Genomic DNA, 22,186 nt, shown 5'->3' with positions numbered 1-22,186 from the left:
TTTAGCTAGACTTTCTTCTTTATTATTTCTTTATTAAGTTTCAGACGATTGGCTCAACTCCTGATTGTAGGCCAAAGCTAGCTTAATCCAGTAAGACAGTTCCTTTTGTCCTTCGCCATCTAAATCAATATAGCCATGATAAAGCCTGCCCTTCATTAACGTCACACTAGCACCATTTTTAGGCAGGACTTGCTTTTCCAGTTCCTTACCGATGCGTACCATGACGAGCTCTTGACTTCTCGAACTCACAGTAACGGTCATCTTACCTCGGATCATAAAAGCTAAACCACCAAACATCTTCTTCTCTTCTACCTCTTCTTCAAAAACATGAGGAGAAAGTTCAGTAGCTAAAATGGTACGAATCTGTTGAGCCAAAGATTTACTATATGCCATCGCTCTCCCCTACTTCATCATCACATCCCAGCCGATACCAAAACGGTCAATCAAGCGGCCATAAAACTTAGCAAAAGCTTGATTCTCTAGAGCATAAAGAATCTGTCCACCTTCAGCAAGCTTAGCAAAGAGCTCATCGGCTTCTTCTCTACTATCTGGACTTAGAACCAACCATTGATTGGGCTGATGATTGCTAGGAATAGATAGGTCGCTAAAAATGCCTACATCCTCACCATTCAGGGTTAAGTTTTCCGTATCTAAGGCAATCCAGGCAATCTTATCCCGTTTTTCTGCAGGAAGGTTTGCTGGGTCCATCATCTCACTGGCTCGGACAAGTCCCTTTATCTCTGTCTGAAAAAGATCTGCATAGAAACGAAAAGCTTCTTCGGCCTGACCATTAAAACTTAAAAACACGTCTAATTTCATTATGGTTCCTCCAATTGTTTATAACTGAGAATAAATCTCTAGTATCAGTTTATCAATTAGGATAAAAATTTTCTTATTCTCAATTGCGCTTGTTTGGCTAGGGAACGCATGATTAAAACTGGAAGATTAACTGTAATAGGTGGATCGCTGGGCAAGGGCCTGCGCATGCTGATTTCCTCCTGATAGATGCTATCGCCTGAAAAAGTGAGAGGCTCATCGCTGCCCCAGCGAAAGTTATGCTTCAAGACATAGTTTTTAGTTAGGCGTAAATCCTCCAGCAATTCACAGGCCAAAAGATAGTAGTGACCATCGGGTACATTTTCAAAAGTAAACTGTCTCTCCTGACTCAGTGCTACTCCGATAATCGGCTCTTCTTTAGGTATGCGGGTTTTAAAAAGCCCGACACAGCTAATGCGCGGTTTATACCCCTCAGGATAAGATAGCGCCACAGTCAACCGATTGCCACTTTTACAGTCGGGATCCTGATGCAACAAAGCTCCCTTCTCATCCAGCTGTTTAACCATAAAATCATAAGCCTCGGTTGATTCCTGATAGTATTTTTTAGGCGAAAGTCCAGTATGCCGCTTAAAAGTATTAGAAAAACTGCCTAGACTATCATAACCAGCTTCCATAGATGTCTCAGTCACATTTTGCCGGCCTTCTACAATCTCCTGAATCCCTTTTTCCATCTTAAGAGCTTCCACATATTGCTTGATAGAAAAGCCCATCTTTTTCTTGAAAGTTCTGGATAGATGGGAAGGACTATAATGGAAATGCTCAGCCAAATCGGTCAGACTCAGCTCTTCATCTGCATGCTGACGCAGATAGGCTGCCACTTCTTCCATGATAGCTTTAGACATAGACTTGCTCCTTTCCCATTTATTTAAGCCCATTATATCACATCAAAAAGAAGGGACAAAACATCAAAACCTGAATAAAGAAAAGCTAAGCTACAAATAAATAATGAAAAAACTTTAGACACTTGAAACATCTAAAGTTTTTTATCTTCACGATTCAATTACTGAGCGACCAGTGTTTCCAAGCTTTCTCCAATCGCAGCCAAACGTTCCACCACTTCAGCTTGGCTCAGACCGTTTTCAGTCACATAGCGGTTGCGAGGGTGAACACGGCATTCGTGAGAGCAGCCACGGAGGTACTTGTCTTCGTTTTCTTCTGAAGTTAGGATGCGGCGGTTACACTCTGGATTGCCACAGTTGACATAACGCTCACAAGGAGTACCGTCAAACCAGTCTTTCCCAATCACGACTGGATCAACATGGTTGATATCAACGGAGATACGCTCATCAAAGACATACATCTTGCCGTCCCAAAGCTCACCTTGAACTTCTGGATCCTTGCCGTAAGTCGCGATACCGCCATGAAGCTGACCGACATCCTTATATCCTTCACGCACCATCCAGCCTGAGAATTTCTCACAGCGAACACCACCAGTACAGTAAACAACCACGCGCTTGTCCATGAACTTCTCTTTGTTATCACGAACCCATTGCGGCAATTCGCGGAAGTTGCGAATGTCTGGACGAATGGCCCCACGGAAGTGACCCAGATCGTACTCGTAGTCGTTACGAGTGTCTAAGACAACAGTGTCTTCGTCCAAGAGGGCTTCCTTAAATTCCTTAGGTGACAGGTAAGCTCCTGTCGTCTCCAGCGGGTTGATGTCATTGTCAAAATCATTGTCTTCCAAGCCCAAGTGCACGATTTCTTTCTTGTAGCGAACAAACATTTTCTTGAAAGCTTGCTCGTTTTCTTCGTCAATCTTGAACCAAAGGTCTTCCATGCCCGGAAGGCTGTGCACATAATCCATGTATTTTTGAGTGGTTTCATAATCACCAGAAACCGTTCCATTGATTCCTTCATCTGCCACCAGGATACGGCCTTTAAGACCGATAGATTTACAGAAGGCCAGATGATCAGCTGCAAATTTCTCAGCATTCTCAATCGGAACATATTTGTAGTAAAGTAATACGCGAATATCTTTTGCCATAAGATTTCAACTCTCATTTCTCTATAAATTTTCTGAATTTTTTAATTCATCTATTTATTATAACCTGATTGAAAAAACTGGGCAAAAAATTTGTTTGGAAAATAGCAGAGCTGGAATCTCTACGCAGAAAAGCAGGTTAGCCCTCTTTCTCCAATTCTTCCAAATACTTCTCAAAGCGCTTCTTCTGCCACTTGCTGAGACTCTCCAAGAGAATATTGACCAGCAGCATCAAGGGAAGATGAATGCAAAATGTAACCAAAATGACCAAAAGAAACATGGGGTGAAAAATACTATTATGATAAATAGTATGATTGAGCTGAAAATTCTGGCAAGCAATCAAAAGAGTCAGAAATCCTGTCGCAGCCAGCACACCCCAGATAGTCAGACTGAAACTATTGTAATAATTAGCTCCCAGATACTGAGCTCAACAGAAAAAATATAGACCCGCAATCGCAATCAGTATTAAGAATGGTTGATAGTGAACGACTCCCCCATTCATAGCGACAGAACCCATATATAAAGCTAAACTGCCACATAGCATGAGACTGAAACTCTCCATACCAGCCTTGTTGACTACTTGTTCTTCCCGTTCGTCTAAGATCTGTCGTTTAATAAGTTTCATTTTCATTTCAAGCTCCTATACCTCTACTCCAAAAATAGGGATCAACAACATAAGAATGGCAGGAAGTCCGTTATTTATCATGTGAACTGCAATACTGACTTCCAAGCGCCGAGTTCGATAAGCCAGCAAGGTCAAAATCACAGAAGCACCACCATAAATCACAAAGGACATGATATTGGTTGGGCCATGAAATATCGCAAAGAGTAGTCCGCCTATGATATAGCCCCAGCTTTCATAGCCTTTAAAGATTTTTAGAGGAATGATGCCACGGAAAATAATTTCTTCTGCGATAGGCGCCAAAACTCCAAGCATGATGGACAATAAAACTATATCTCCTCTTTGGAACTCCTCCATCAAAGATGCCTGATTAGCCGTTGTCACTTCTCCATGCAGCCACTGTAGTAGTACCGTCCCAAGGACAGATATGAGCAACATGCCAAAGAGGCCTAGGGCAATTCGCTTCCCGTCTCCTTTTTGAAAGATTTTCCCAGACGGAGATAGGATGCCAGTTTTCTTTGCTGCCACGACAAAGACCAGCCAGACTAGGAAAATCAGCAAAAGCCCAAGACCAATGGTCCACTGTTTAGGAAATTGATAAATGATTGCTACCTGCTGAAACAGCATAGGGAGGACATACAAGCCCAAAGCTAAGAAAGCGCAGCCAACCCAGATCAATCGTTTCCACCAAGTCATTCTTCATCCTCCAATTCCTGATCGAGCTTTGCCTGACCTTTACTGTTTAGGTAAAGACTGATCTTGTCCATCGTTAAGCTCCCAAGCATAAACAGTAGCATTGCAAGAGCCAGCTTGAGCAGATACAAAATGCTGAACATACTAGCCAGATTTTCTCGCTGACCAAAGAAATCAATGCCCATAACGATGAGAGCAAAGACGACTCCACCGCCAAATCGCTCTGGCCATTTTTCCTCTCTCACCATATCACCAACATCAATGCCTAAGCTTACGCGACGAAGCAAGGCATATAGACCTACTAAGGTAAGCAGAAAACCTTCTGGCAGATAGGCCAGTAAGCTTAGATGGAGGATATAGGCTTTGAAAAATACAGAGATAGCCAAGAAAAGGAACATTCCTAGTACTAGTTCTCCTGCAACTTTGCCGTCCAATTTTTCTGTTCGTTCATCTTTTATAACAGGCTGCTTCTTCATTTTCTTACTCACTTTCTTACTATAAGTTAAAGATTCATTGATTCTAATTCTCATCATTTTCTAGTTCTTGGTCTAATAAAACCTGTCTCTTCTGATAAAAATAATTGACCAACTGATCAAATATACTAGAAAAGGCAGTTATCAAAGCTACAATAAAAATAAATTGCAAAATTGGGTAATGTTGAAAGAATAGTCGAATAACCGAATTTCCACTCCACATCTGAACAGCCACGATTACAATTGCTAAGATAGCTCCGTTAGCCAAACGACTTCTGAAACTCCTTTGCCCAATAGATGGCTTGTAGCGTCTGATGTCAAGGCCCAACTGCCAGCTACGAATGCCAGCATAGATTTCCATAGCCAAAATAACTAGAATTTCTGGTAAGTAGCCTTCTACTGGCACATGCCAAATCATAATTTTGATAAAGATAGAAATAAGGAGCAAGATAATCGCAAAAAATGCAACTTCATTTCCTAATTTTCGCTCAAGTTGTAAAGTCCGCTCGTCTGTATAGACTTTTTGTGGTTTGTTCTTCATTTTCTTTCTCACTTTCCTACTATTCTTCCCAAAACAACTGATCCAGCGTTTTATTGAGGCACTTGCAAATGGCCAAGCATAGACTAAGACTGGGATTGTACTTGCCTGCCTCAATCAGGCCAATGGTCTGACGAGTCACACCAATGGCATCAGCCAAGTCGCCTTGGGTCATGTCATGCTCAGCCCTTGCCATTTTTAACCTAAGATTTTTTGCCATGGCCACCATCCTTATCGTCATTCTTTTGCCCGCCTATGGCGTAGAAAGTAGAGCCAAGTGCGACATTAGCACAAGCGATTATAATAAAGGTTTGATTTTTCTGAATCATGCCAACAACTAGTAGAACTGTCGCCGATACAAGATAGATAAGCAGGACACTTACTTTCTTATTCATATCTGCGCTCCTTTCATCTTCATAAGTCCATTATACAATATATTTTAAATAATGCAATATATAAATTACATTTTGTTTTTTATTTTGTACAAAAAAAGATTGGGACTTTCCCAATCTTGTAATATCTAGTTTGATTAATCTTTCTTAAGGCTACCTGAGCGAGTCTGAGTACGAGCGTAGGCTAGTAAGAGCAAGGTTCCTGCTACGGCAACTGTCACTCCATTTGACAGAGTTGCTACAAAGCCTTGCACAAAGACCTTATTGACCGGCTCGCTATAAATCAAGATATCGCCAATCGGAGCGACCAAGAGCCAGACAAAAGCATTGGCCAAAAGCTGGAAGATATTGAAGTTGACGATGTCCTTCACTTCAAAAATACCTTCTGCTGCACGGATGCGATTTTTAAACAAACCGAGAATGAAACCAAAGAAGGCACTAGCGATAATCCATGACCACCAGAGACCGTAGCCAGCCATAGCGTCTTTGATAACGTGGCCAATCAAGCCCATCAGGAAGCCGACAAAGGGGCCGAAAACGACACTAAAGAGGGCCTGAACCGCATATTGCAGCTGAATACTGGTATTTGGAACAGGTGTTGGAATGCTAATCATTCCGATAACTACAAAAAGTGCAGCTCCAATCCCCGTTGCAACAACTTCTTTAATAGTAAACTTTGTATCTAACAATTTCTTTTTCATAATGTTCTCCTTTAATTTTCTATACGTTTAATCTCAATATGCCATTGAGCACCGACACCAACATTGTAGGCCTTGGCAAAGGAACCTTGGTTGATAGCCAAGCCCACCCGATAGAGGGAATTGATGTACAAAATCGGCTGACCAATGCGGACATCCGTAAAGGACTTGCCATAGGTCACTTGGTTTTGATAAACCAGCATGTCATTGTTGTAAATGGTGACTTCAAAACGGTCGCCAAAGCTGGGCTCTAAGGTGCAGAACTCCTCGCGCGTAATCGAAGTCCAAAGGGAGCCAAAGCGAACATCCAAAATGTCAATAGCTCCGCTGACCAAATTATCTGCTATCCGTGTTTCGACAACAGGGATTTCGACAATTTCTTCGACACTCAACTCTGGGCCAACTTCCTCAAAACTGATATGGCCGCTAGCCAGCTTGGCACCTGTGTAGGCATAGACATCTCGCCCGTGGAAGGTATAAGAATGCTCAGTATTCTTGCGACGATTTTCCACTTCTGAAATCTCACGAATAGCTACGATACCGACATGCTTTTTGATAAAGGACAGAGTACCATTATCAGGTGTCACGATATATTGATTTTTACTGGTCTTAGCAACCACGCTTTTCCGCTTGGAACCCACTCCCGGATCCACGACCGAGACAAAGGTCGTTCCCTCTGGCCAATAATCTACCGTCTGAAAGAGACGATAACTGCCCTCAAAAATATTGTAAGGGGTGATGTCATGGGTCAAATGATGGATTTTCAGCGTTGGTGATTCCTCCAAAGCCACTCCAATCATAGCCGACACTGCTCCATCTACCAGACCGAAGTCCGACTGTAGCACTAATATGTTGTTCATCTTATTCCTCCCAGGCCTTGAGCCTGATATTCTCCAAGTCTTCTAATCTTACCAAAATTAGGCTCTTTTCGCTAGAGCTGGAGGCATAGAATTTTTTTATAACCGTCTATTTCTCAAGGATATAGCATGCAAGCTAGGGCATTCTGGATCAAACTTATGCCAGAACAATTCCTTGAGCAAGCTAGGATAGGAAAGTCCGGCAACTTTCATCTGGCCTGACTTTTTATGACTGAAAATCAGCTTTTTCACTGCGTTTCTTTACCAGATATTGACCGAGCAGACCACCGATTAAAGCACCTGCCACTACCATCACAATAAAACTAGCAATGGTCGGGAAATCCAACGGCAGCAAAATCCGATTGATGTATTCTGCTGTCTTCCCACGCGCCACCAAGCCATCAATATAAGCTTGACGCGCTAGCCACATGAGGATAATAGGGCCCGAATTGACAAAAGAGAAACAAACAAAAGAAAGCAGATTCCAGAATTTATTTTCGTATTTGCCCAAGCCTGCAATCGTGTCCGCCAAGAGACCGAACACCAAGCCCGGCAGACCAGCAATCATAAAATGACCAGACAGGAGGAAAAAGCCTCCCATTATTAGGCCTACTAAGCTGATCGCTCCAAATTTTTTAATCTTGCTTTGCAGCAACATATAAACGCTTCCGCCAAAAACTGCAGCAAATACTGGAGCATAGAGCATATTGCCAGCATTGTCAAAAAAGTGCCCTACTAGTACTCCTAGTCCGACACAGAGAAAGTAGAGCAAAGCAAAGACTCCCGTCCATTTCAGCTCTTTCAGTGTTAACGATGTCATTATCGAATCCTTTCTAATTGTGAAGCTAAAACTTCATAAAACTATTGATAGCTATATCCTTGATACGTGCAAATGCGCATTTCATGCTTTGCCATCCTTCCTGCAGGAGGAAGTTCTAGCAAGGTTTGTAGATCAAGCATCCTTGATAAGCTTTCTTCCTAGGAAAACTAGTTGTTTATTAAAGCAACTTTCCCCGGCATGGGCAAAATCCAGCACTGCCAAGAAGTAATGTATTATGCTATTTTTCTATACTTAGCTTTATTTATTATAGCATTATGAAAATAGAATGTAAATTAAATTTTCAGACTTTTCAAAGGATGATAGTTGACAAAAGGAGGCTGGGACAAAAGTCCTAGCCTCTAAATTGTCTTTGGATTGTCGAGCAAGACGCAGTGGTTGAGTGGGTTCTATTACGCTGATTTCATCAGCGTAATAGAGCCCTACTCAACTGTGCGGAGGTGGGACGACGAAATCGAATTCTAACGAATTACCGATTTCTGTCCCACTCTCTGTCTAGCGATGACTGATCTTTCTAGTTAGGAAATCTCCCAGAAACTGGATAAAGAAGATAAGAAGCAAGAGCAAAACAGTCGCTAAAATGGTCACGTCTTGATTGAAACGTTGATAACCGTAGGCAATCGCCACATTTCCAAGACCGCCTGCACCGATCGCTCCCGCCATAGCTGTTTCACCAACTAGCGAGATTAGGGTCACTGTTGTCACCCTAATCAAATCTGGTAAGCCTTCACGCAGATAAACTCCGATGATATCCCATGTATTAGCCCCAACTGCCTGTGCCGCTTCAATCACACCGCGGTCCAATTCTGATAGAACCACCTGCACCTGACGGGCAAAGAAAGGAAAGACTGCCAAAGATAAAGGCACCAAAGCCGCTGTTGGCCCAATTCCTGTGCCCACAATCATCCGTGTGAAGGGATTGATTAAAGCAAGGAGGATGATAAAAGGAATCGCCCGAAAGATGGATGTGACCTTATCCAAGATGAAAAAGGCTGTTTTATTTTCTAAAATACCGCCCGGCGCTGTCAATACAAGGAAAAGTCCAGCTATCAAGCCTAAAATCCCACCGATCAAGAAGGAAATAATTGTCATATAAAGGGTCAGATAAATCGCTGTTCCCCAGCCAGCCTGACCAGCCCAGCCCATCTTATAGACATTGGGCAAAAATGTTTTAATCAAGTCTACCAATCTAAATTCCTCCCTTAAGAACCTTTAATTCTACGCCAGCAGCTTGCAAATTGCTCTGAGTTGCCGCAAGATTTTCTGCATTTCCAGATAAAATGACTACCATCTCCCCGACAGGCACATTGTCTAAAATCTCAATGTTTGCATGTAAAATATTGGCTGAAACTTGATACTGCTTGTAAATATCGTTGATAATGGCTGTATCTGTCACCGTACCAGCATACTTCAAATGCGCCAAAACAGAATCCGCTGGCAGGTCTTGCACAATCTTCTGTTGATTGATTTTAACCATCGCTTCAGTGATACCTGTTGCCGTTGTGATAAAGTCTTGGGTCAATTCGTTCTGTGGATTGGTAAAGATATCCAAAACCGAGCCTTCCTCGATCAATTTCCCATTCTGCATAACAGCTACACGATTAGCAATATCTTTGACAATCTGCATTTCATGCGTGATCAGTACAATCGTCAGCCCCAACTTTTGATTCAAATCCTGAAGCAAGGCCAAAATTTGCTTGGTTGTTTTAGGATCCAATGCCGAAGTCGCTTCATCTGAAATCAAGATTTTCGGGTCATTGGCCAAGGCTCTAGCAATCGCCACGCGCTGCTTCTGACCGCCAGACAGTTGAGACGGATAATTATCCGCTCGATCTTCCAGACCAACCAATTCTAAAAGTTTACGAACCTTCTCCTCTTTTTCAGCAGCAGACAAGGAAGAGTGCTTCAAGGCAAACGCGACATTTTCCTTAGCCGTCATCTGGGCCATCAGATTGAAATGCTGGAAAATCATGCCAATATCTTTTCGCTTTTCCCGCAGTTGAGCCGCGTTCAGCTGGACTGTACCCTTGTCGTATAGGACTGTCCCATCCACAGTGATGCGACCACCAGATGGCTTCTGCAGGAGGTTAATAACCCGCACCAAGGTTGATTTTCCGGCACCAGAATAACCCACGATACCGTAAATATCTCCCTGATTAATGTGAATGGTCACATCTTCAACCGCCTTGATGACACGATTTTTCTGTGTAAAAGTGACATCAATACGGTCTAATTTGATAATTTCATTGCTCATAACTTCTGATTAACTCCTTGATTAATTCAATATGGGTATAATAATCGGCAATCTTGACATTTTCATCGCCACCATGATCTCGACTATTGGCATTTCCCAAGCCAAAGGCAGCCATCGGAACTTCCAAAGCCTCAAAGACTGTATGCATGGGTCCTGTTCCTGCCGAGGTCGGAAGCACCGAGATGCCCTCTAGATAAAAATCCTTGGCCAGTTCAATCACATTCAGGATAGAAGGGGCACTCATATCGCTACGATAGCTCATTTCTCCCAATGTATAAGTTAATTCTACCTGATCATAGCCATTTTTGTCCAGTTGCTTGCGAATCTTGTCCAAGACATCATGGGGCTCTAAGCCTGGTACCAAGCGCACTTCCATCTTGGCAGATGCATATGCTGGGAGGATGGTTTTGACTCCTTGCCCCTGATAGCCCGAACCGAAGCCTTCAATGTTAATGGCTGGCTCAAAATAGAAGCGACGGAGGAATTCCTGCCTTTCCTCTTTCAAGACTGGAAGCTGGAGGCCGTAAATTTCCTTCAACTCTTCTGGTGTCTTCAGAGCGTACTGGGCAATCAAAGCCAGCTCTCGCTCATTGGGCTCCTGTAACTGCTCATAGATACCCTCCACCAAAATTCGACCGTCAGCACTACGCAGGCTAGAGATAGCATCCATCAAGTACCAAGAAGCTGAATTAATGACACCGCCATAGCTAGAATGGATATCGACTTCTGCACTGCGAACAGACATATCAAAGGTGACAATGCCCTTATTCCCACCAGAAATCTCCAACTGACCTAGATTATTACGCGTGCCCTGCTCCCAGACCAGCAAATCTGCTCCCCGCAAATGTTTCTTATGCTTGGCCAGATATTTATCCAAGTCTGTCGAAGCCGACTCCTCTGCTCCCTCCATCATGAAGATGATATTGACTGGTAGCGAACCGTTCTCTCGGATATACTTACGCACCGCTGTCAAACGCGCAGTAATGTGCCCTTTGTCATCATCGACCCCACGACCATACATGACACCGTAGTGGACCGACAGAGTAAAGGGGTCATTAGTCCAAGGCTGGTCATTATCGGCCGGCACCGTATCATAGTGGTGATAGAAAATGATAGTCTTGGCCTCAGGATTGTCCGACTGAAACTCTGCCAATACAAAGGGAGCCGTGTAACTGTCATCAATCATCACTTTAGCACCTGCGGCAGTGAAAATTTCTCCCAGATAGGTAGCTACCTCCTTGAGCCCAATTTGCTGAGCAAAGATAGACTTTTTAGAAATCAAGGTTCGCAACACCTCAAAATAGTGTTGGGCTACCTCATCATTTTCAAACTTTTTAATTTGTTCACTCTCAGTTGAGAAAGGCATGTGTAACTCCTACTAATCGCATTTGTTTAAAGATTATCTGCTATGATTCACGAAAAATCAAAAACTGACTGCACTGTAAGTCCTTAACTCTTCTTTTAAAAATTGCCAAATCATCTCTGCCAATAAAAACTCTAACTAATAGCAGATAAAGGGCTGGAGAAATCCATTCCCCGCCCTTTCTATCTTCAATTATTTTTCTATAAAATTTTACCAAACTGGTTGATCCATACCATCTGAAGATTCTTCAATGACTTTTTTAACTTCGTCAGTATGGTAAGCCTTGATGATTTTCTTGATGGCGTCTGCCTTGTCAGATTTTTCCCAATCTTTCTTAGCAGCAATCAAGTTGTACCACAATTTAGAATTTTCATCTGTCTTTTCTTTGTAAAGAGCGCTCTTGTAGTCAATACCAGCTTCACGAACGAAGGTATTGTTGACAACCGCTGCATCTACAGAAGTAAGAGAAGCTGCTGTTTGAGAAGCATCCAATTCAGAAATTTTTAAGTTTTTCTTGTTTTCTTTGATGTTAGCAACAGTCGCAAGTTTCGTGGAATCCACATCTAACTTGATCAAACCAGCTGCTTGAAGAAGGTTCAAAGCACGGCTTTCATTTGTCGCATCGTTTGGTACGGCAATGCTTCCGTTTTCTGGAATGTCTTTTACATCAGTATATTTGTTTTTGCCATCTTTAGTACCAGAGTAAAGGCGAATTGGTGCGATATACGTATCTGCTACAGACACCAAATCAGCATTGTTTTCTTTATTCCAGTTTTTCAAGTAGTAGTAATGCTGGAAGGCATTGATGTCTACATCACCATCGCGAACTGCTTGGTTAGGCTGAGAATAGTCTGTAAATTGAGTGAACTCCAATTTAACACCTGCTTTATCCTTATCAAGGATTTCTTGAACCTTGTTCCAACGTGCTTCTTCTGTATCGCTGAGGCTCATCACACCAACTTTTACAGTCACTGTTGCACTGTCTGCTGACTTAGCGTTTTTTGATGTTGAAGACGAGCAAGCTGCCAAACCAAATGCTGCTACAGCTAAGAGTGCTGTTGCACCAAACCATTTTTTCAATTTCATGAGATAATCTCCTTATAAAATATATTTTTTTCTAATGAAAGGGTTGTAAGTTAGTTCCGATTGCTTAGAGCAAAGAAAATCAGAACTTACTTGATATCCTTGGCATCTGGCAAATAAGTGCCGCCAAAGAATTCTTTTGATAATTTTTCAAGTGTTCCATCCTCGTAGAGTTCCTTGATCCGCTTGTTCATGAAGGTTTGAAGCTCTTCTTGTCCTGAAGCAAGGATTGGATAGACATAGGGTTGTTGGTCACTTGGAAGTTCAATCACTTCGACATTATCTAAACCTTGGTCTTTGATGATGGTATCTACCGTGATACGCTCAAAGATCTTGTAGTCTGAACGGCCATCATTCAAATTAGCCAAGATTTGCTGGATTGTACCATCTGTGTAGTTGATGGTTGTTGGATTTGAACTGTGCTCTTCATTGTACTTTTCCAACTGCTTAGCTGTTGAAGTACCTTGAACAACCTCAGTAGACTTGCCTCCGATATCGTCCAGCGACTTGATATTCACTCCTTTACGAACCACCAAGACGGTTGGGTTTTTAGCGTAAGGGTTGGTATAGAGGTATTTACCAGCACGGTCTTCTGAATAACTGATGTTATTGGCACCAATTTGGTAGCGGTCACTGTCCAAGCCAGAGAAAACAGAAGCCCATTTGGTTTTGTTGAAGTTGACTTCGTACTTATCTGAACCTTTAAAGATTTCACGAAGCACTTCAATTTCGTAACCAGTTAGTTTTCCGTCCTTATCCTCATAAGAGAAAGGCTTGGTTGTTCCAACCGTTCCGACTTCAATCGTCTTTTTCTTTGTAGTACTATCTTTACTTGCAGAAGACGAGCAGGCTACAAGCAGCCCAACTGCAAGACTTCCTACCACAGCAGTGGCAGTATATTTCAATATTTTTTTAATATTCATATCTCTATCTCCTCCTAAAGAGCATGTTTCTATCATACCAAAAGTCGAAAATCCTGACCATTATATTTTTTTTATCAAGGTGATAGATTTTCTTTATCACCGATTCGATTATTCAAACTATTTGAAAATATCGAAATCTTGTTTTTCTATGACAACAAAAGAAGAGGAGCTTGCCTAGTTCTTATTTTCTATGAAAGACTATAGTTATTTCTTATAGTGTTTGAGGAGGAAGAGGGCGTTTTCGACATAGTAAGGTACAGAGACCTGAAAGGCTGCATCGTCAATCGTCATGCTATCATGGTGCAGGTCAGGCGCATCTGCTGCACCATTTGAGCCGATAAAAGCAAAGACACCAGGGATTTTTTCTTGATAAAAGGCAAAGTCTTCGCCAGCTGAAGATGGCTGAGCAGGCAGTAGCTCCCCGATATTTTGAGAATTTTTAAAAATAAGCTCGGCTAATTCTGGATCATTATAGGTCACTGGCGGAGTCTGATCCCAGACAATAGTGACCTTAGCACCGAAATTCTCCGCCGTATGCTCCACAATACGGATAAAATCTGCTTTCAAACGCTTTTGCAAATCAGGGTTAAAACAACGAATGGTGCCTTCAAAGAAGCCATTTTGAGGCAAGACATTCCAAGTCGCCCCAGCCTCAATGTGGGTCACAGACAGAACAACTGGCTCAAAGGGCGAGACAGTCCGAGAAACCAGTGCTTGAAGATTTTGAATCATGCTAGTCAGAGTCAGCACCGTATCCACTCCCAGGTCCGGCCGAGCCGCATGGCTGCTGACTCCCTCCACAGTCACCTTAAACTTTTCCACGCCTGCCATCACGACTCCCGGCTTCAAGGCCATTTGTCCAGCTTTTAACTGGGGCATATTGTGAAAACCGATAATCGCAACTACATCATCCAGCAAACCCGTAGCCAGAACTTGACTGGCTCCTTGGGAGGTTTCCTCAGCTGGCTGAAAAATCAATCGAATGGTTCCCTGTAAATCTTCTTCCATAGCCTTGAGCAACTCCGCCGCTCCCAAAAGACTAGTCTGATGAAAATCATGACCGCAGGCATGCATGACACCAGGATTTTGGCTAGCGTAAGGCAGATCCGTCTTCTCTAAAATGGGCAGGGCATCAATATCTGCCCTTAAAGCGATAACTGGGTCTCCTTGACCGATTTCGGCAATCAAGCCCGTCTCTAAGCCAGAGTCCAAAATTTTAATTCCTAAGTCTTGCAAATAACGGCTTAGAAAGGCCGTTGTTTCATATTCTTGGCCAGACAGCTCTGGATGCTGATGGAGATAATGGCGCGTTTTTACTAATTTATCATAGTATTTTTTCATGGTAGACTCCTTTACTCTACATATCTACCCTCCAGTATAGCACAAAGCTAGACTAGGAAACAAAATAAATAGAGAGCAGAATGAAGCATCCGCCCTCTCATCTTGCTATTAGGATATATCGCCTTCAAAAGCTCTGACGATAGATTCATAAGAATAATCACGTTCTAGAACCCATTTGCCATCTGTTTTGACAAATTTCAACTGATAATCTCGTTCTGGTGTGAGGAGAGGACGCGAATCCATTCCAGCCATCATGTCATTAGCATAGCTCTTATCAGTAGCTTTGTAGACGTCACTCAGACTTCCATATTCAGAACGATGCTTGTCATAAAAATCTTGACGGTAGGTATACATGGTTTTATTTAGACTGACCGTTCTCGGTTTGATCTTGATAACGATTGAATTTGGCATGTACTGCGCTACTGTGTAATCAATTTCTAAGCGTTTGGCATTACTTTTCACATAGGCATCAATGAAAGCATTGATTTCATCATCACTAAATGGATAATCATGCAATTTACGTGTAAAATCTGATGCAAAAGCTGCTCTATAATCTTTTTTATCTTGCTCCAAATTGCCGCCTAAAACCAAATCGCCTTTGTCTTTAGAAGATTTTGTCTTTGCTTCTCCTCCCAAGAAAACAGCATTTAGATAATCAGAAGCTAATTTCTTTGATTCGTCGACGTGATTCGGATATTTCGCAGGATCAACCTTTAGTTTGATGACTTCTGCTTTTTCATCGGAGCCGTAGGTTTTCTTCTCATAGTGAAGTTCATATTTCTTGCCATCTTCAACCTCAAAGACCAGATTACCAGAAAGAGTCTTTCCTTCCGCTAAGTCTTCATAGCTCAGTGTTTTAAAGTTTTCTTTGTCGTCATAGACTCCGACCGGCTGGATCTTTTCTCCCTCTGAATCATAAAAACCAATGTCTGAGGAGGAAATCATAATCTTATCATTTGTTTTATTTTTAATTTCCAAAGACAAGGCCAAGTATTTGGCATCAGCTGATCCGTTGCTTGGCATAATAAACTGACCATCCTTAATCTGGATATCAACCTGCCCATTGCTGGGTGATTTTTTGACAGTCGTTTCCTGGCTTGGCTTACCAGAATGTTTTTTATTTGGACTTGGAAGCAAGGCACAGGCTGTTAAACTCACACCTGCCACAAGCAAGGCTGTGTATTTAAATACTTTTTTCATCATTGTCTCCTTAATTTCTTAATACTGTGACTCTTCTATTTTATCATACTTGGCTAAACTGGTAAATAGCGTTTAAAATTTAAGTCATATAAAGATGTATTCTTGCGATTATGAATATAACTAAGCACCTCAAAAAGCTTGAAAAGTGCGACCTTAAGTAAAACAGGCAACATTTCTAACTCTCATATAAGAAATTGGTTACAAAAAGCACAGCCTAAGCTGTGCCCAGATTGAAGACAAAGTCCTTAGAAGACACTTTTCTAAGGGCTTTTCTTTTTGTAAAGTCGTATAATAGAGGTGAGAAGAATTGTGAGGTATTCTCTATGTTTCACAAAGAAAAACCTGATTATCATCGCTGCCAATATGGCTTCTATACGATCGACGAATTGGTCCCAGAGGATCACTTTCTTCGCCAAGTGGATTCAAAGCTTGATTTTGATTTTATCTATGACTTGGTAGAAGACACCTATAGTCCAGATAATGGTCGTCCTAGTCTCGATCCTGTCATGTTAGTCAAAATCCCTTTGATTCAATGTTTTTATGGCATTCGCTCCATGCGCCAAACCATTAAAGATATTGAAGTAAATGTAGCTTATCGTTGGTTTCTTGGACTAAGCTTGGATGACAAGGTCCCTCATTTTACCACCTATGGAAAGAATTACAGTCGTCGTTTTCAAGATAAAGAATTAATTTCAGAGATATTTTCGCGAGTGCTCCATCAAGCTTTATGTGCTGGCTTAATTGATCCTTCGGAACTATTTGTGGATGGTACTCACATCAAAGCGGCAGCTAACAGTCACAAATATCGTAAGAAAATGGTTGCCCAACAAGCTAAATTTATGAGTGAGCAATTGGAAGTTGAGATTGATTTAGATAGGAGGAAACATGAAAAAAAGTCCTTAAAGCCCGCAAAAGAAAGCGAGGCTAAAGAAAAGAAAATCTCAAGGACAGACCCAGAGAGTGGCTGGTTCCACAAGGGTCAACACAAGGAAGTATTTGCCTATTCTGCCCAGGTAGCTTGTGACAAGCATGGTTGGGCACTAGCTTATAGTGTTGAAGCAGGAAATGTACACGATAGTCAGGCTTTCCCTGCCCTTTTTTCAAAGATAGAAGCTTTCTCCCCACGCTACATTATTGCGGACTCAGGCTATAAGACCCCAGCTATTGCTCATTATTTATTAGAGCGAAACATCATCCCTGTCTTTCCCTATACCCGCCCCAAGGGTGTAAAAGGGAACTTAAGGCCCGGTGATTTTGTTTATGATGCCTTCTATGACTGTTACCTCTGCCCAGAGAACCAAGTGTTAACCTATCGCACGACGACCCGAGCAGGCTACCGTGAGTATAAGAGTGATCCAAAAGTATGTGTCGCCTGTCCCCTATCATCAGTTTGTACCCAGAGCCAGAATCAGCAGAAAGTCATCACAAGACATGTATGGAAAGATGACCTTGAATTTTGTGAAGAGATTCGCCACAAAAGAGGGATGAAGGAGCTTTATAAGAAGCGCAAGGAAACAATTGAGCGACTCTTTGGGACTGCTAAGGAATATCATAACTTGAGATACACCAGAGAGAAAGGAAAGTCCAAAATGGAAGATAAGGTTGGGCTTACTTTGGCGTGTTTGAATCTTAAAAAACTAGTAAAAATGAGGGTGGACAAGCCTTTTTATTTTGTTCAAATGACCATTATTCTATCAAAAGATGAAATATTAGCCTGACAAACAGAAAAAGACAAACACCATTTGGAATGTTTGTCTTCAATCTGAGCACAGCCTAAGCTGTGCCATTATCTTTTATCCAACTAAGCTCATATAAATAAAATAAGCAGGTCAAATCTCTACTCTATAATAATCTTCCTCGTCATTCATTTCTACGGAAAGAGCCACTTGATATGCGGAGCAAGATTGGAAATTTCTTGATGAAGTTCATTGAAGCTAGTATTTTTCACATCATCCAAGTCCAAAGAGACCGCACTCTCCTCTTGATTTTTAGGATAGAAATATAAAATTCGACTGGTCGGTTCGGAAGATGTCATCCTAGGTCGAGATATGTCGTATTCAATTTGCTCAATCTCCTGCCACAAGAAGCACTTCTCTCTTTTAGCAGATAAGCCTCTCAGCCTTATTCCCATCTCATCCATCTCTAAAATCGGTGGTTTATGATTCGAAACATAGCCTAGAACAAACATAAAAATAGCGGTTATGCCCATTCCCCAATAGACTGGATGGAGCATATTGTTACTTTCTTCAGTAGCCTGCCTGCTTCTTTGGTCTTCTTTGTTGGTAGAAGCCCTATGAACCAGTTGATTAGCACTATTTTTACTTGTTGACTCAAGGGAGGCCTTCTCCATAGATACAAAAGACATGTTAAAAAAGATAACAAAAAGTAAGAGAAAGCCTATGACATAAAATTTTGCTCCATCGCGCTGGTATACTTTCATTCTATTCCTATCCTTTCCAGATATATTTCCTATATGAGAATTCCTTCCAAATGATCCAATTCATGCTGGCAAATTTGCGCTGGGAAATCCTCTAACGTGATGGTCTTCTTCAGCCAATTCTGATCCAGATATTCGACAGTGATTTTCTGGTAACGAATGGTTGACCGACTGCCTGTCAAGGACAGACAGCCTTCTTCCGTTTCATAAGGACCTGATTTCTGAATGAGAACTGGATTAAACATGACCATGGGCAACATACCATACATAAAAATAATCGCCCGCTTTTGGAAACCAATCATATTTGCTGCAAGACCGACACAAGACTCTTTATGGGCCAACAAGGTATCCTGCAAGTCTTGGGCTAAAAATAGGTCAGCCTTTGTAGCTGAAACTGATTTTTGCTGTAAAAAGAATAGATCTTTCACAATTGCTTTTTGCATATTTCACCTCAAATGGAAGAGGCTGGATTTCCCTATCTCAGCCTCCTTCGTTTATTTGAACACTCTCAACGCCTTGTTTACTTATTTTGCATAGCGTTCGCTAATATCTTTTGCAAGGACAAAATTTCCTAGTGTAGCTGAGCCATTTCCTGCGACAGCCGGTGTAACAATGTAATCACGCACATCTGGCACTGGCAGGTAGCCGTTGAGCAGGACAGTGAATTTTTCACGGACACGGTCTAACATGTGCTGCTGCGCCATCACACCACCACCAAAGACAATGACATCCGGACGGAAAGTCACCGTCGCTTGAATAGCTGCCTGCGCAATATAGTAAGCCTGAATATCCCAAACAGAGTTATTGAGCTCGATGTTTTCACCACGCACACCCGTCCGCGCTTCTAAGCTAGGGCCAGCTGCTAAGCCTTCCAAACAACCCTTGTGGAAAGGACAGACGCCATTAAAGCCTTTTTCCACATCCATTGGGTGCTGAGCTACATAGTAGTGTCCCATCTCTGGATGGCCTGTACCCCCAACAAATTCACCACGTTGGATAGCACCAGCACCAATCCCTGTTCCAATCGTATAATAAACCAGATTTTCAATGCGACCACCAGCATTGTTACGGGCTACAACTTCACCATAAGCTGAGCTGTTGACATCTGTCGTAAAGTAAATAGGCACATTCAAAGCACGACGAAGCGCTCCTACGATGTCTACATTTGCCCAATGTGGTTTTGGAGTTGTCGTAATGTAGCCATATGTTTTTGAATTAGGATCAATATCAATAGGACCGAAAGAGCCCACTGCCAGACCTGCTAAATTATCAAAACGAGAGAAAAACTCAACCGTTTTATCTAACGTCTCAATCGGCGTGGTCGTAGGAAACTGTGTTTTTTCTACAACATTAAAATTTTCATCACCCACAGCACAGATAAACTTCGTTCCACCGGCTTCTAAACTTCCGTACAATTTTGTCATTTCAAACACCTCTTGTATTCTTTATACTCCATTATAGCATATTTCCATATTGGAAATGGCTCTATATTTTAGATTTTCCTCTGTAAATCTTAGCACTCAAGTAAAAAACGAACAAACATAAGTTGTTCGTTTTCCTTTGTTGACTTTCTATAGCTAAGATTAAGCTTTCACTTCAATAATCGCATCGCCTTTAGCAACAGTTCCTTCTGCTACTGGAGTCACAGAAGCATAGTCAGCTGTGTTAGTCACGATAACCATAGTCGTGTCATCCAGACCAGCTGCTGCGATTTTAGCTGAATCAAAAGTTCCAATAATATCGCCAGCTTTTACCTTAGAACCTTGAGAAACTTTTTGATCAAATCCTTCGCCATTCATAGACACTGTGTCAATACCAACGTGGATCAGGATTTCAGCACCATTAGCTGTCTTCAAACCATAAGCATGGCCTGTCGCAAAAGCAATTGTCACTTCTGCATCAGCTGGGGCATAAACGACACCTTCAGTTGGTTTGATCGCAATCCCTTGACCCATAGCTCCACTTGAGAAAACAGGATCATTTACATCGCTCAAAGCAACTGCACTACCAACGATTGGAGAAATGATTGTTTCATCTTGGAGAGCCGCTGGAACATTACCAGTTGTTTCTTCTTCGACAAGACGCTCTGTAGTAGCATTCGTAGCAACCTCAGCTTCATCTTCGTAACCAAACATGTAAGTAAGGGCAAAACCAAGAGCAAATGATACAGCTACCATGAAGAGATATTGGAAGAGTTGTCCATTACCAATGTAAAGCATTGTACCTGGGATGATGGTGATACCATTACCAGTACCAGCAAGACCAAGGATAGAAGCCAAGCCACCACCGACAGCACCAGCGATCAATGAAAGGAAGAATGGTTTGCGGTAACGCAAGTTAACCCCGAAGATAGCAGGCTCTGTAATACCAAGGAAGGCAGAAAGAGCGGCTGGGAATGCGAGAGTTTTAAGTTTAGGATTTTTAGTTTTGACACCAACAGCAACGGTTGCAGCACCTTGAGCTGTCATAGCAGCTGTGATGATAGCGTTGAATGGGTTAGCATGGTCAGCTGCAAGCAATTGTACTTCAAGCAAATTGAAGATATGGTGAACACCTGATACGACAATCAATTGGTGAACTCCACCGATCAGCAAACCACCTAGACCGAATGGCAAACCAAGAATAGCTTTTGTACCAATAAGGATGTAGTTTTCAACAACGTGGAAGACTGGTCCAATCACGAAAAGTCCAAGAATTGACATCACCAAAAGGGTTACAAATGGCGTGACCAAAAGATCCAAGACATCTGGAACAACCTTACGGACAGCTTTTTCAAACTTAGCTCCGACAACCCCGATAATGAAGGCTGGAAGAACAGAACCTTGCAAACCAACGACTGGGATGAAGCCGAAGAATTTCATTGCAGTCACTTCACCACCAGAAGCAACAGCCCAAGCATTTGGAAGTGAGCCTGAAACAAGCATCATACCAAGAACGATACCAACGGCTGGATTTCCACCGAATACACGGAAGGTTGACCAAACTACCAAACCTGGTAGGATAATGAAGGCTGTATCTGTTAAGATTTGAGTATAGGTCGTTACATCATCTGGAAGTGTCATACCAAGGGCAGTCAATAGCCCGCGAACCCCCATGAAGAGACCAGTCGCTACGATAACTGGGATGATTGGTACAAATACGTCACCGAATGTACGGATGGCGCGTTGGAACCAATTCCCTTGCTTAGCAGCTTCAGCTTTCATGTCATCTTTTGATGAAGTTGGCAAGCCAAGTGCTACAACTTCGTCATAAATTTTATTAACCGTACCGGTACCAAAGATGATTTGGTATTGGCCTGAGTTAAAGAAAGCACCCTGAACTTTTTCTAAATTCTCGACAGTATTTTTGTCGATCTTTCCTTCATCTTTAACCATTACGCGCAGACGAGTCGCACAGTGGGCTACACTGTTAACGTTCTCACGTCCACCCAAGGCTTCGATGACCTTTTTTGCAATTTCAGTATTGTTCATTTGCAAAAATCTCCTTATAAAAATATTGTAAAACTTTTTGAAAGCGATTTTATCACCTTTACGAATATTATTTTACCATGATTCAGAGATATGTCAAGCGTTTTGCAGAAAAAATATTTTTTTACTATTAAATGTTGATTTTTCAGCAGAAAACGTTTACTATAGTAATAAGAAATAATATGA

General features: G+C 42.0%; 24 protein-coding genes and 1 pseudogene. 1 reads left to right on the top strand and 24 read right to left on the bottom strand.

The annotated features are described in order from the left end of the window. Positions 1–33: 33 nt before the first annotated feature. The 20 genes and pseudogenes from HBA50_RS02335 to HBA50_RS02235 all read right to left on the bottom strand — a co-directional run bounded on the left by HBA50_RS02335 (position 34) and on the right by HBA50_RS02235 (position 16,099). Positions 34–393, bottom strand: coding sequence for a TfoX/Sxy family protein (locus HBA50_RS02335; RefSeq protein WP_045500796.1), 360 nt, complete (start codon positions 391–393; stop codon positions 34–36). Positions 394–402: 9 nt separating this feature from the next. Further along, positions 403–819 carry a VOC family protein gene (locus HBA50_RS02330; RefSeq protein WP_045500794.1) on the bottom strand — a complete coding sequence of 139 codons (417 nt, stop codon included), beginning with the start codon at positions 817–819 and terminating at the stop codon, positions 403–405. A 56-nt stretch (positions 820–875) separates the two neighbouring features. Beyond that, complete coding sequence (locus HBA50_RS02325; protein ID WP_045500792.1) at positions 876–1,679, bottom strand: helix-turn-helix transcriptional regulator; 804 nt, start codon at positions 1,677–1,679, stop codon at positions 876–878. A gap of 158 nt (positions 1,680–1,837) precedes the next feature. Continuing rightward, positions 1,838–2,824: an oxygen-dependent tRNA uridine(34) hydroxylase TrhO gene (gene trhO, locus HBA50_RS02320; RefSeq protein ID WP_045500789.1), complete on the bottom strand. Its 987-nt coding sequence runs from the start codon at positions 2,822–2,824 to the stop codon at positions 1,838–1,840. Between the two features lie 136 nt (positions 2,825–2,960). After that, positions 2,961–3,452: pseudogene (locus tag HBA50_RS02315) on the bottom strand (DUF6773 family protein). 9 nt (positions 3,453–3,461) lie between these two features. Further along, positions 3,462–4,139, bottom strand: a complete 678-nt coding sequence (locus HBA50_RS02310; RefSeq protein WP_045500787.1) for a CPBP family intramembrane glutamic endopeptidase — start codon at positions 4,137–4,139, stop codon at positions 3,462–3,464. Continuing rightward, positions 4,136–4,669 (bottom strand): DUF6773 family protein, encoded by a 534-nt coding sequence (locus HBA50_RS02305; RefSeq protein ID WP_243746227.1) that lies wholly within the window; start codon positions 4,667–4,669, stop codon positions 4,136–4,138. Before HBA50_RS02305 ends, HBA50_RS02310 begins: the two co-directional genes overlap by 4 nt. Beyond that, positions 4,656–5,150, bottom strand: a complete 495-nt coding sequence (locus HBA50_RS02300; protein ID WP_045500783.1) for a DUF6773 family protein — start codon at positions 5,148–5,150, stop codon at positions 4,656–4,658. The genes HBA50_RS02305 and HBA50_RS02300 overlap by 14 nt, the downstream gene beginning before the upstream one ends. Positions 5,151–5,169: 19 nt before the next feature. Beyond that, on the bottom strand, positions 5,170–5,367 hold the full coding sequence (locus tag HBA50_RS02295) for a helix-turn-helix transcriptional regulator (protein WP_005591814.1): 198 nt from the start codon (positions 5,365–5,367) through the stop codon (positions 5,170–5,172). Next, positions 5,351–5,542, bottom strand: coding sequence for a hypothetical protein (locus HBA50_RS02290; RefSeq protein ID WP_045500781.1), 192 nt, complete (start codon positions 5,540–5,542; stop codon positions 5,351–5,353). Before HBA50_RS02290 ends, HBA50_RS02295 begins: the two co-directional genes overlap by 17 nt. Positions 5,543–5,676: 134 nt before the next feature. Then, on the bottom strand, positions 5,677–6,240 hold the full coding sequence (locus tag HBA50_RS02285) for an ECF-type riboflavin transporter substrate-binding protein (RefSeq protein ID WP_045500779.1): 564 nt from the start codon (positions 6,238–6,240) through the stop codon (positions 5,677–5,679). A gap of 11 nt (positions 6,241–6,251) precedes the next feature. Beyond that, positions 6,252–7,097 carry an SAM hydrolase/SAM-dependent halogenase family protein gene (locus HBA50_RS02280; protein WP_045500777.1) on the bottom strand — a complete coding sequence of 282 codons (846 nt, stop codon included), beginning with the start codon at positions 7,095–7,097 and terminating at the stop codon, positions 6,252–6,254. Between the two features lie 223 nt (positions 7,098–7,320). Next, on the bottom strand, positions 7,321–7,914 hold the full coding sequence (locus HBA50_RS02275) for an MptD family putative ECF transporter S component (protein ID WP_045500775.1): 594 nt from the start codon (positions 7,912–7,914) through the stop codon (positions 7,321–7,323). 513 nt (positions 7,915–8,427) lie between these two features. Next, entirely contained in the window at positions 8,428–9,120 is a 693-nt protein-coding gene (locus HBA50_RS02265; RefSeq protein ID WP_045500773.1) for a methionine ABC transporter permease, read from the bottom strand. 1 nt (position 9,121) lies between these two features. Beyond that, positions 9,122–10,186 (bottom strand): methionine ABC transporter ATP-binding protein, encoded by a 1,065-nt coding sequence (locus tag HBA50_RS02260; RefSeq protein ID WP_045500771.1) that lies wholly within the window; start codon positions 10,184–10,186, stop codon positions 9,122–9,124. Next, complete coding sequence (locus HBA50_RS02255; RefSeq protein WP_045500769.1) at positions 10,176–11,552, bottom strand: M20/M25/M40 family metallo-hydrolase; 1,377 nt, start codon at positions 11,550–11,552, stop codon at positions 10,176–10,178. The genes HBA50_RS02260 and HBA50_RS02255 overlap by 11 nt, the downstream gene beginning before the upstream one ends. A gap of 207 nt (positions 11,553–11,759) precedes the next feature. Then, complete coding sequence (locus tag HBA50_RS02250) at positions 11,760–12,635, bottom strand: MetQ/NlpA family ABC transporter substrate-binding protein (RefSeq protein ID WP_045500767.1); 876 nt, start codon at positions 12,633–12,635, stop codon at positions 11,760–11,762. Positions 12,636–12,721: 86 nt separating this feature from the next. Further along, a complete protein-coding gene (locus tag HBA50_RS02245) occupies positions 12,722–13,555 on the bottom strand; it encodes a transporter substrate-binding domain-containing protein (RefSeq protein WP_045500765.1) in 834 nt (277 codons plus the stop codon). A gap of 204 nt (positions 13,556–13,759) precedes the next feature. After that, positions 13,760–14,896: an amidohydrolase gene (locus HBA50_RS02240; RefSeq protein WP_045500763.1), complete on the bottom strand. Its 1,137-nt coding sequence runs from the start codon at positions 14,894–14,896 to the stop codon at positions 13,760–13,762. 108 nt (positions 14,897–15,004) lie between these two features. Further along, positions 15,005–16,099: a DUF4352 domain-containing protein gene (locus HBA50_RS02235; RefSeq protein ID WP_200893263.1), complete on the bottom strand. Its 1,095-nt coding sequence runs from the start codon at positions 16,097–16,099 to the stop codon at positions 15,005–15,007. Positions 16,100–16,419: 320 nt separating this feature from the next. Here HBA50_RS02235 and HBA50_RS02230 point away from each other — a divergent pair, with 320 nt between their 5' ends. Beyond that, a complete protein-coding gene (locus tag HBA50_RS02230) occupies positions 16,420–17,814 on the top strand; it encodes an IS1182 family transposase (RefSeq protein WP_045496874.1) in 1,395 nt (464 codons plus the stop codon). A gap of 152 nt (positions 17,815–17,966) precedes the next feature. Here HBA50_RS02230 and HBA50_RS02225 read toward each other — a convergent pair whose 3' ends face one another. The 4 genes from HBA50_RS02225 to HBA50_RS02210 form a co-directional block, all read right to left on the bottom strand. Beyond that, positions 17,967–18,461, bottom strand: coding sequence for a hypothetical protein (locus HBA50_RS02225; protein WP_243746226.1), 495 nt, complete (start codon positions 18,459–18,461; stop codon positions 17,967–17,969). A 104-nt stretch (positions 18,462–18,565) separates the two neighbouring features. Then, positions 18,566–18,976 carry a peptide deformylase gene (locus HBA50_RS02220; protein ID WP_045500757.1) on the bottom strand — a complete coding sequence of 137 codons (411 nt, stop codon included), beginning with the start codon at positions 18,974–18,976 and terminating at the stop codon, positions 18,566–18,568. Between the two features lie 81 nt (positions 18,977–19,057). Continuing rightward, a complete protein-coding gene (gene scrK, locus HBA50_RS02215; protein WP_045500755.1) occupies positions 19,058–19,957 on the bottom strand; it encodes a fructokinase ScrK in 900 nt (299 codons plus the stop codon). A gap of 159 nt (positions 19,958–20,116) precedes the next feature. Beyond that, the gene (locus HBA50_RS02210; protein ID WP_045500753.1) at positions 20,117–22,003 is read right to left on the bottom strand and encodes a sucrose-specific PTS transporter subunit IIBC; all 1,887 of its coding nucleotides are present in this window, start codon (positions 22,001–22,003) and stop codon (positions 20,117–20,119) included. Positions 22,004–22,186: the final 183 nt, after the last annotated feature.

Source organism: Streptococcus cristatus ATCC 51100, assembly GCF_011612585.1.
Lineage (GTDB): Bacteria > Bacillota > Bacilli > Lactobacillales > Streptococcaceae > Streptococcus > Streptococcus cristatus_H.
The sequence above is the reverse complement of the archived record's forward strand: the minus strand, read 5'-3'. Positions and strand labels throughout refer to the sequence as shown.

Coding starts and splice junctions, on each gene's coding strand:
- HBA50_RS02325 (WP_045500792.1), bottom strand. CDS start 1,679: ATGTCTAAAGCTATCATGGAAGAAGTGGCAGCCTATCTGCGTCAGCAT.
- HBA50_RS02280 (WP_045500777.1), bottom strand. CDS start 7,097: ATGAACAACATATTAGTGCTACAGTCGGACTTCGGTCTGGTAGATGGA.
- HBA50_RS02335 (WP_045500796.1), bottom strand. CDS start 393: ATGGCATATAGTAAATCTTTGGCTCAACAGATTCGTACCATTTTAGCT.
- HBA50_RS02250 (WP_045500767.1), bottom strand. CDS start 12,635: ATGAAATTGAAAAAATGGTTTGGTGCAACAGCACTCTTAGCTGTAGCA.
- HBA50_RS02300 (WP_045500783.1), bottom strand. CDS start 5,150: ATGAAGAACAAACCACAAAAAGTCTATACAGACGAGCGGACTTTACAA.
- HBA50_RS02310 (WP_045500787.1), bottom strand. CDS start 4,139: ATGACTTGGTGGAAACGATTGATCTGGGTTGGCTGCGCTTTCTTAGCT.
- HBA50_RS02275 (WP_045500775.1), bottom strand. CDS start 7,914: ATGACATCGTTAACACTGAAAGAGCTGAAATGGACGGGAGTCTTTGCT.
- HBA50_RS02235 (WP_200893263.1), bottom strand. CDS start 16,099: ATGATGAAAAAAGTATTTAAATACACAGCCTTGCTTGTGGCAGGTGTG.
- HBA50_RS02330 (WP_045500794.1), bottom strand. CDS start 819: ATGAAATTAGACGTGTTTTTAAGTTTTAATGGTCAGGCCGAAGAAGCT.
- trhO (WP_045500789.1), bottom strand. CDS start 2,824: ATGGCAAAAGATATTCGCGTATTACTTTACTACAAATATGTTCCGATT.
- HBA50_RS02210 (WP_045500753.1), bottom strand. CDS start 22,003: ATGAACAATACTGAAATTGCAAAAAAGGTCATCGAAGCCTTGGGTGGA.
- HBA50_RS02230 (WP_045496874.1), top strand. CDS start 16,420: ATGTTTCACAAAGAAAAACCTGATTATCATCGCTGCCAATATGGCTTC.
- HBA50_RS02240 (WP_045500763.1), bottom strand. CDS start 14,896: ATGAAAAAATACTATGATAAATTAGTAAAAACGCGCCATTATCTCCAT.
- HBA50_RS02290 (WP_045500781.1), bottom strand. CDS start 5,542: ATGAATAAGAAAGTAAGTGTCCTGCTTATCTATCTTGTATCGGCGACA.
- HBA50_RS02255 (WP_045500769.1), bottom strand. CDS start 11,552: ATGCCTTTCTCAACTGAGAGTGAACAAATTAAAAAGTTTGAAAATGAT.
- HBA50_RS02225 (WP_243746226.1), bottom strand. CDS start 18,461: ATGTCTTTTGTATCTATGGAGAAGGCCTCCCTTGAGTCAACAAGTAAA.
- HBA50_RS02260 (WP_045500771.1), bottom strand. CDS start 10,186: ATGAGCAATGAAATTATCAAATTAGACCGTATTGATGTCACTTTTACA.
- HBA50_RS02220 (WP_045500757.1), bottom strand. CDS start 18,976: ATGCAAAAAGCAATTGTGAAAGATCTATTCTTTTTACAGCAAAAATCA.
- scrK (WP_045500755.1), bottom strand. CDS start 19,957: ATGACAAAATTGTACGGAAGTTTAGAAGCCGGTGGAACGAAGTTTATC.
- HBA50_RS02305 (WP_243746227.1), bottom strand. CDS start 4,669: ATGATGAGAATTAGAATCAATGAATCTTTAACTTATAGTAAGAAAGTG.
- HBA50_RS02285 (WP_045500779.1), bottom strand. CDS start 6,240: ATGAAAAAGAAATTGTTAGATACAAAGTTTACTATTAAAGAAGTTGTT.
- HBA50_RS02245 (WP_045500765.1), bottom strand. CDS start 13,555: ATGAATATTAAAAAAATATTGAAATATACTGCCACTGCTGTGGTAGGA.
- HBA50_RS02295 (WP_005591814.1), bottom strand. CDS start 5,367: ATGGCAAAAAATCTTAGGTTAAAAATGGCAAGGGCTGAGCATGACATG.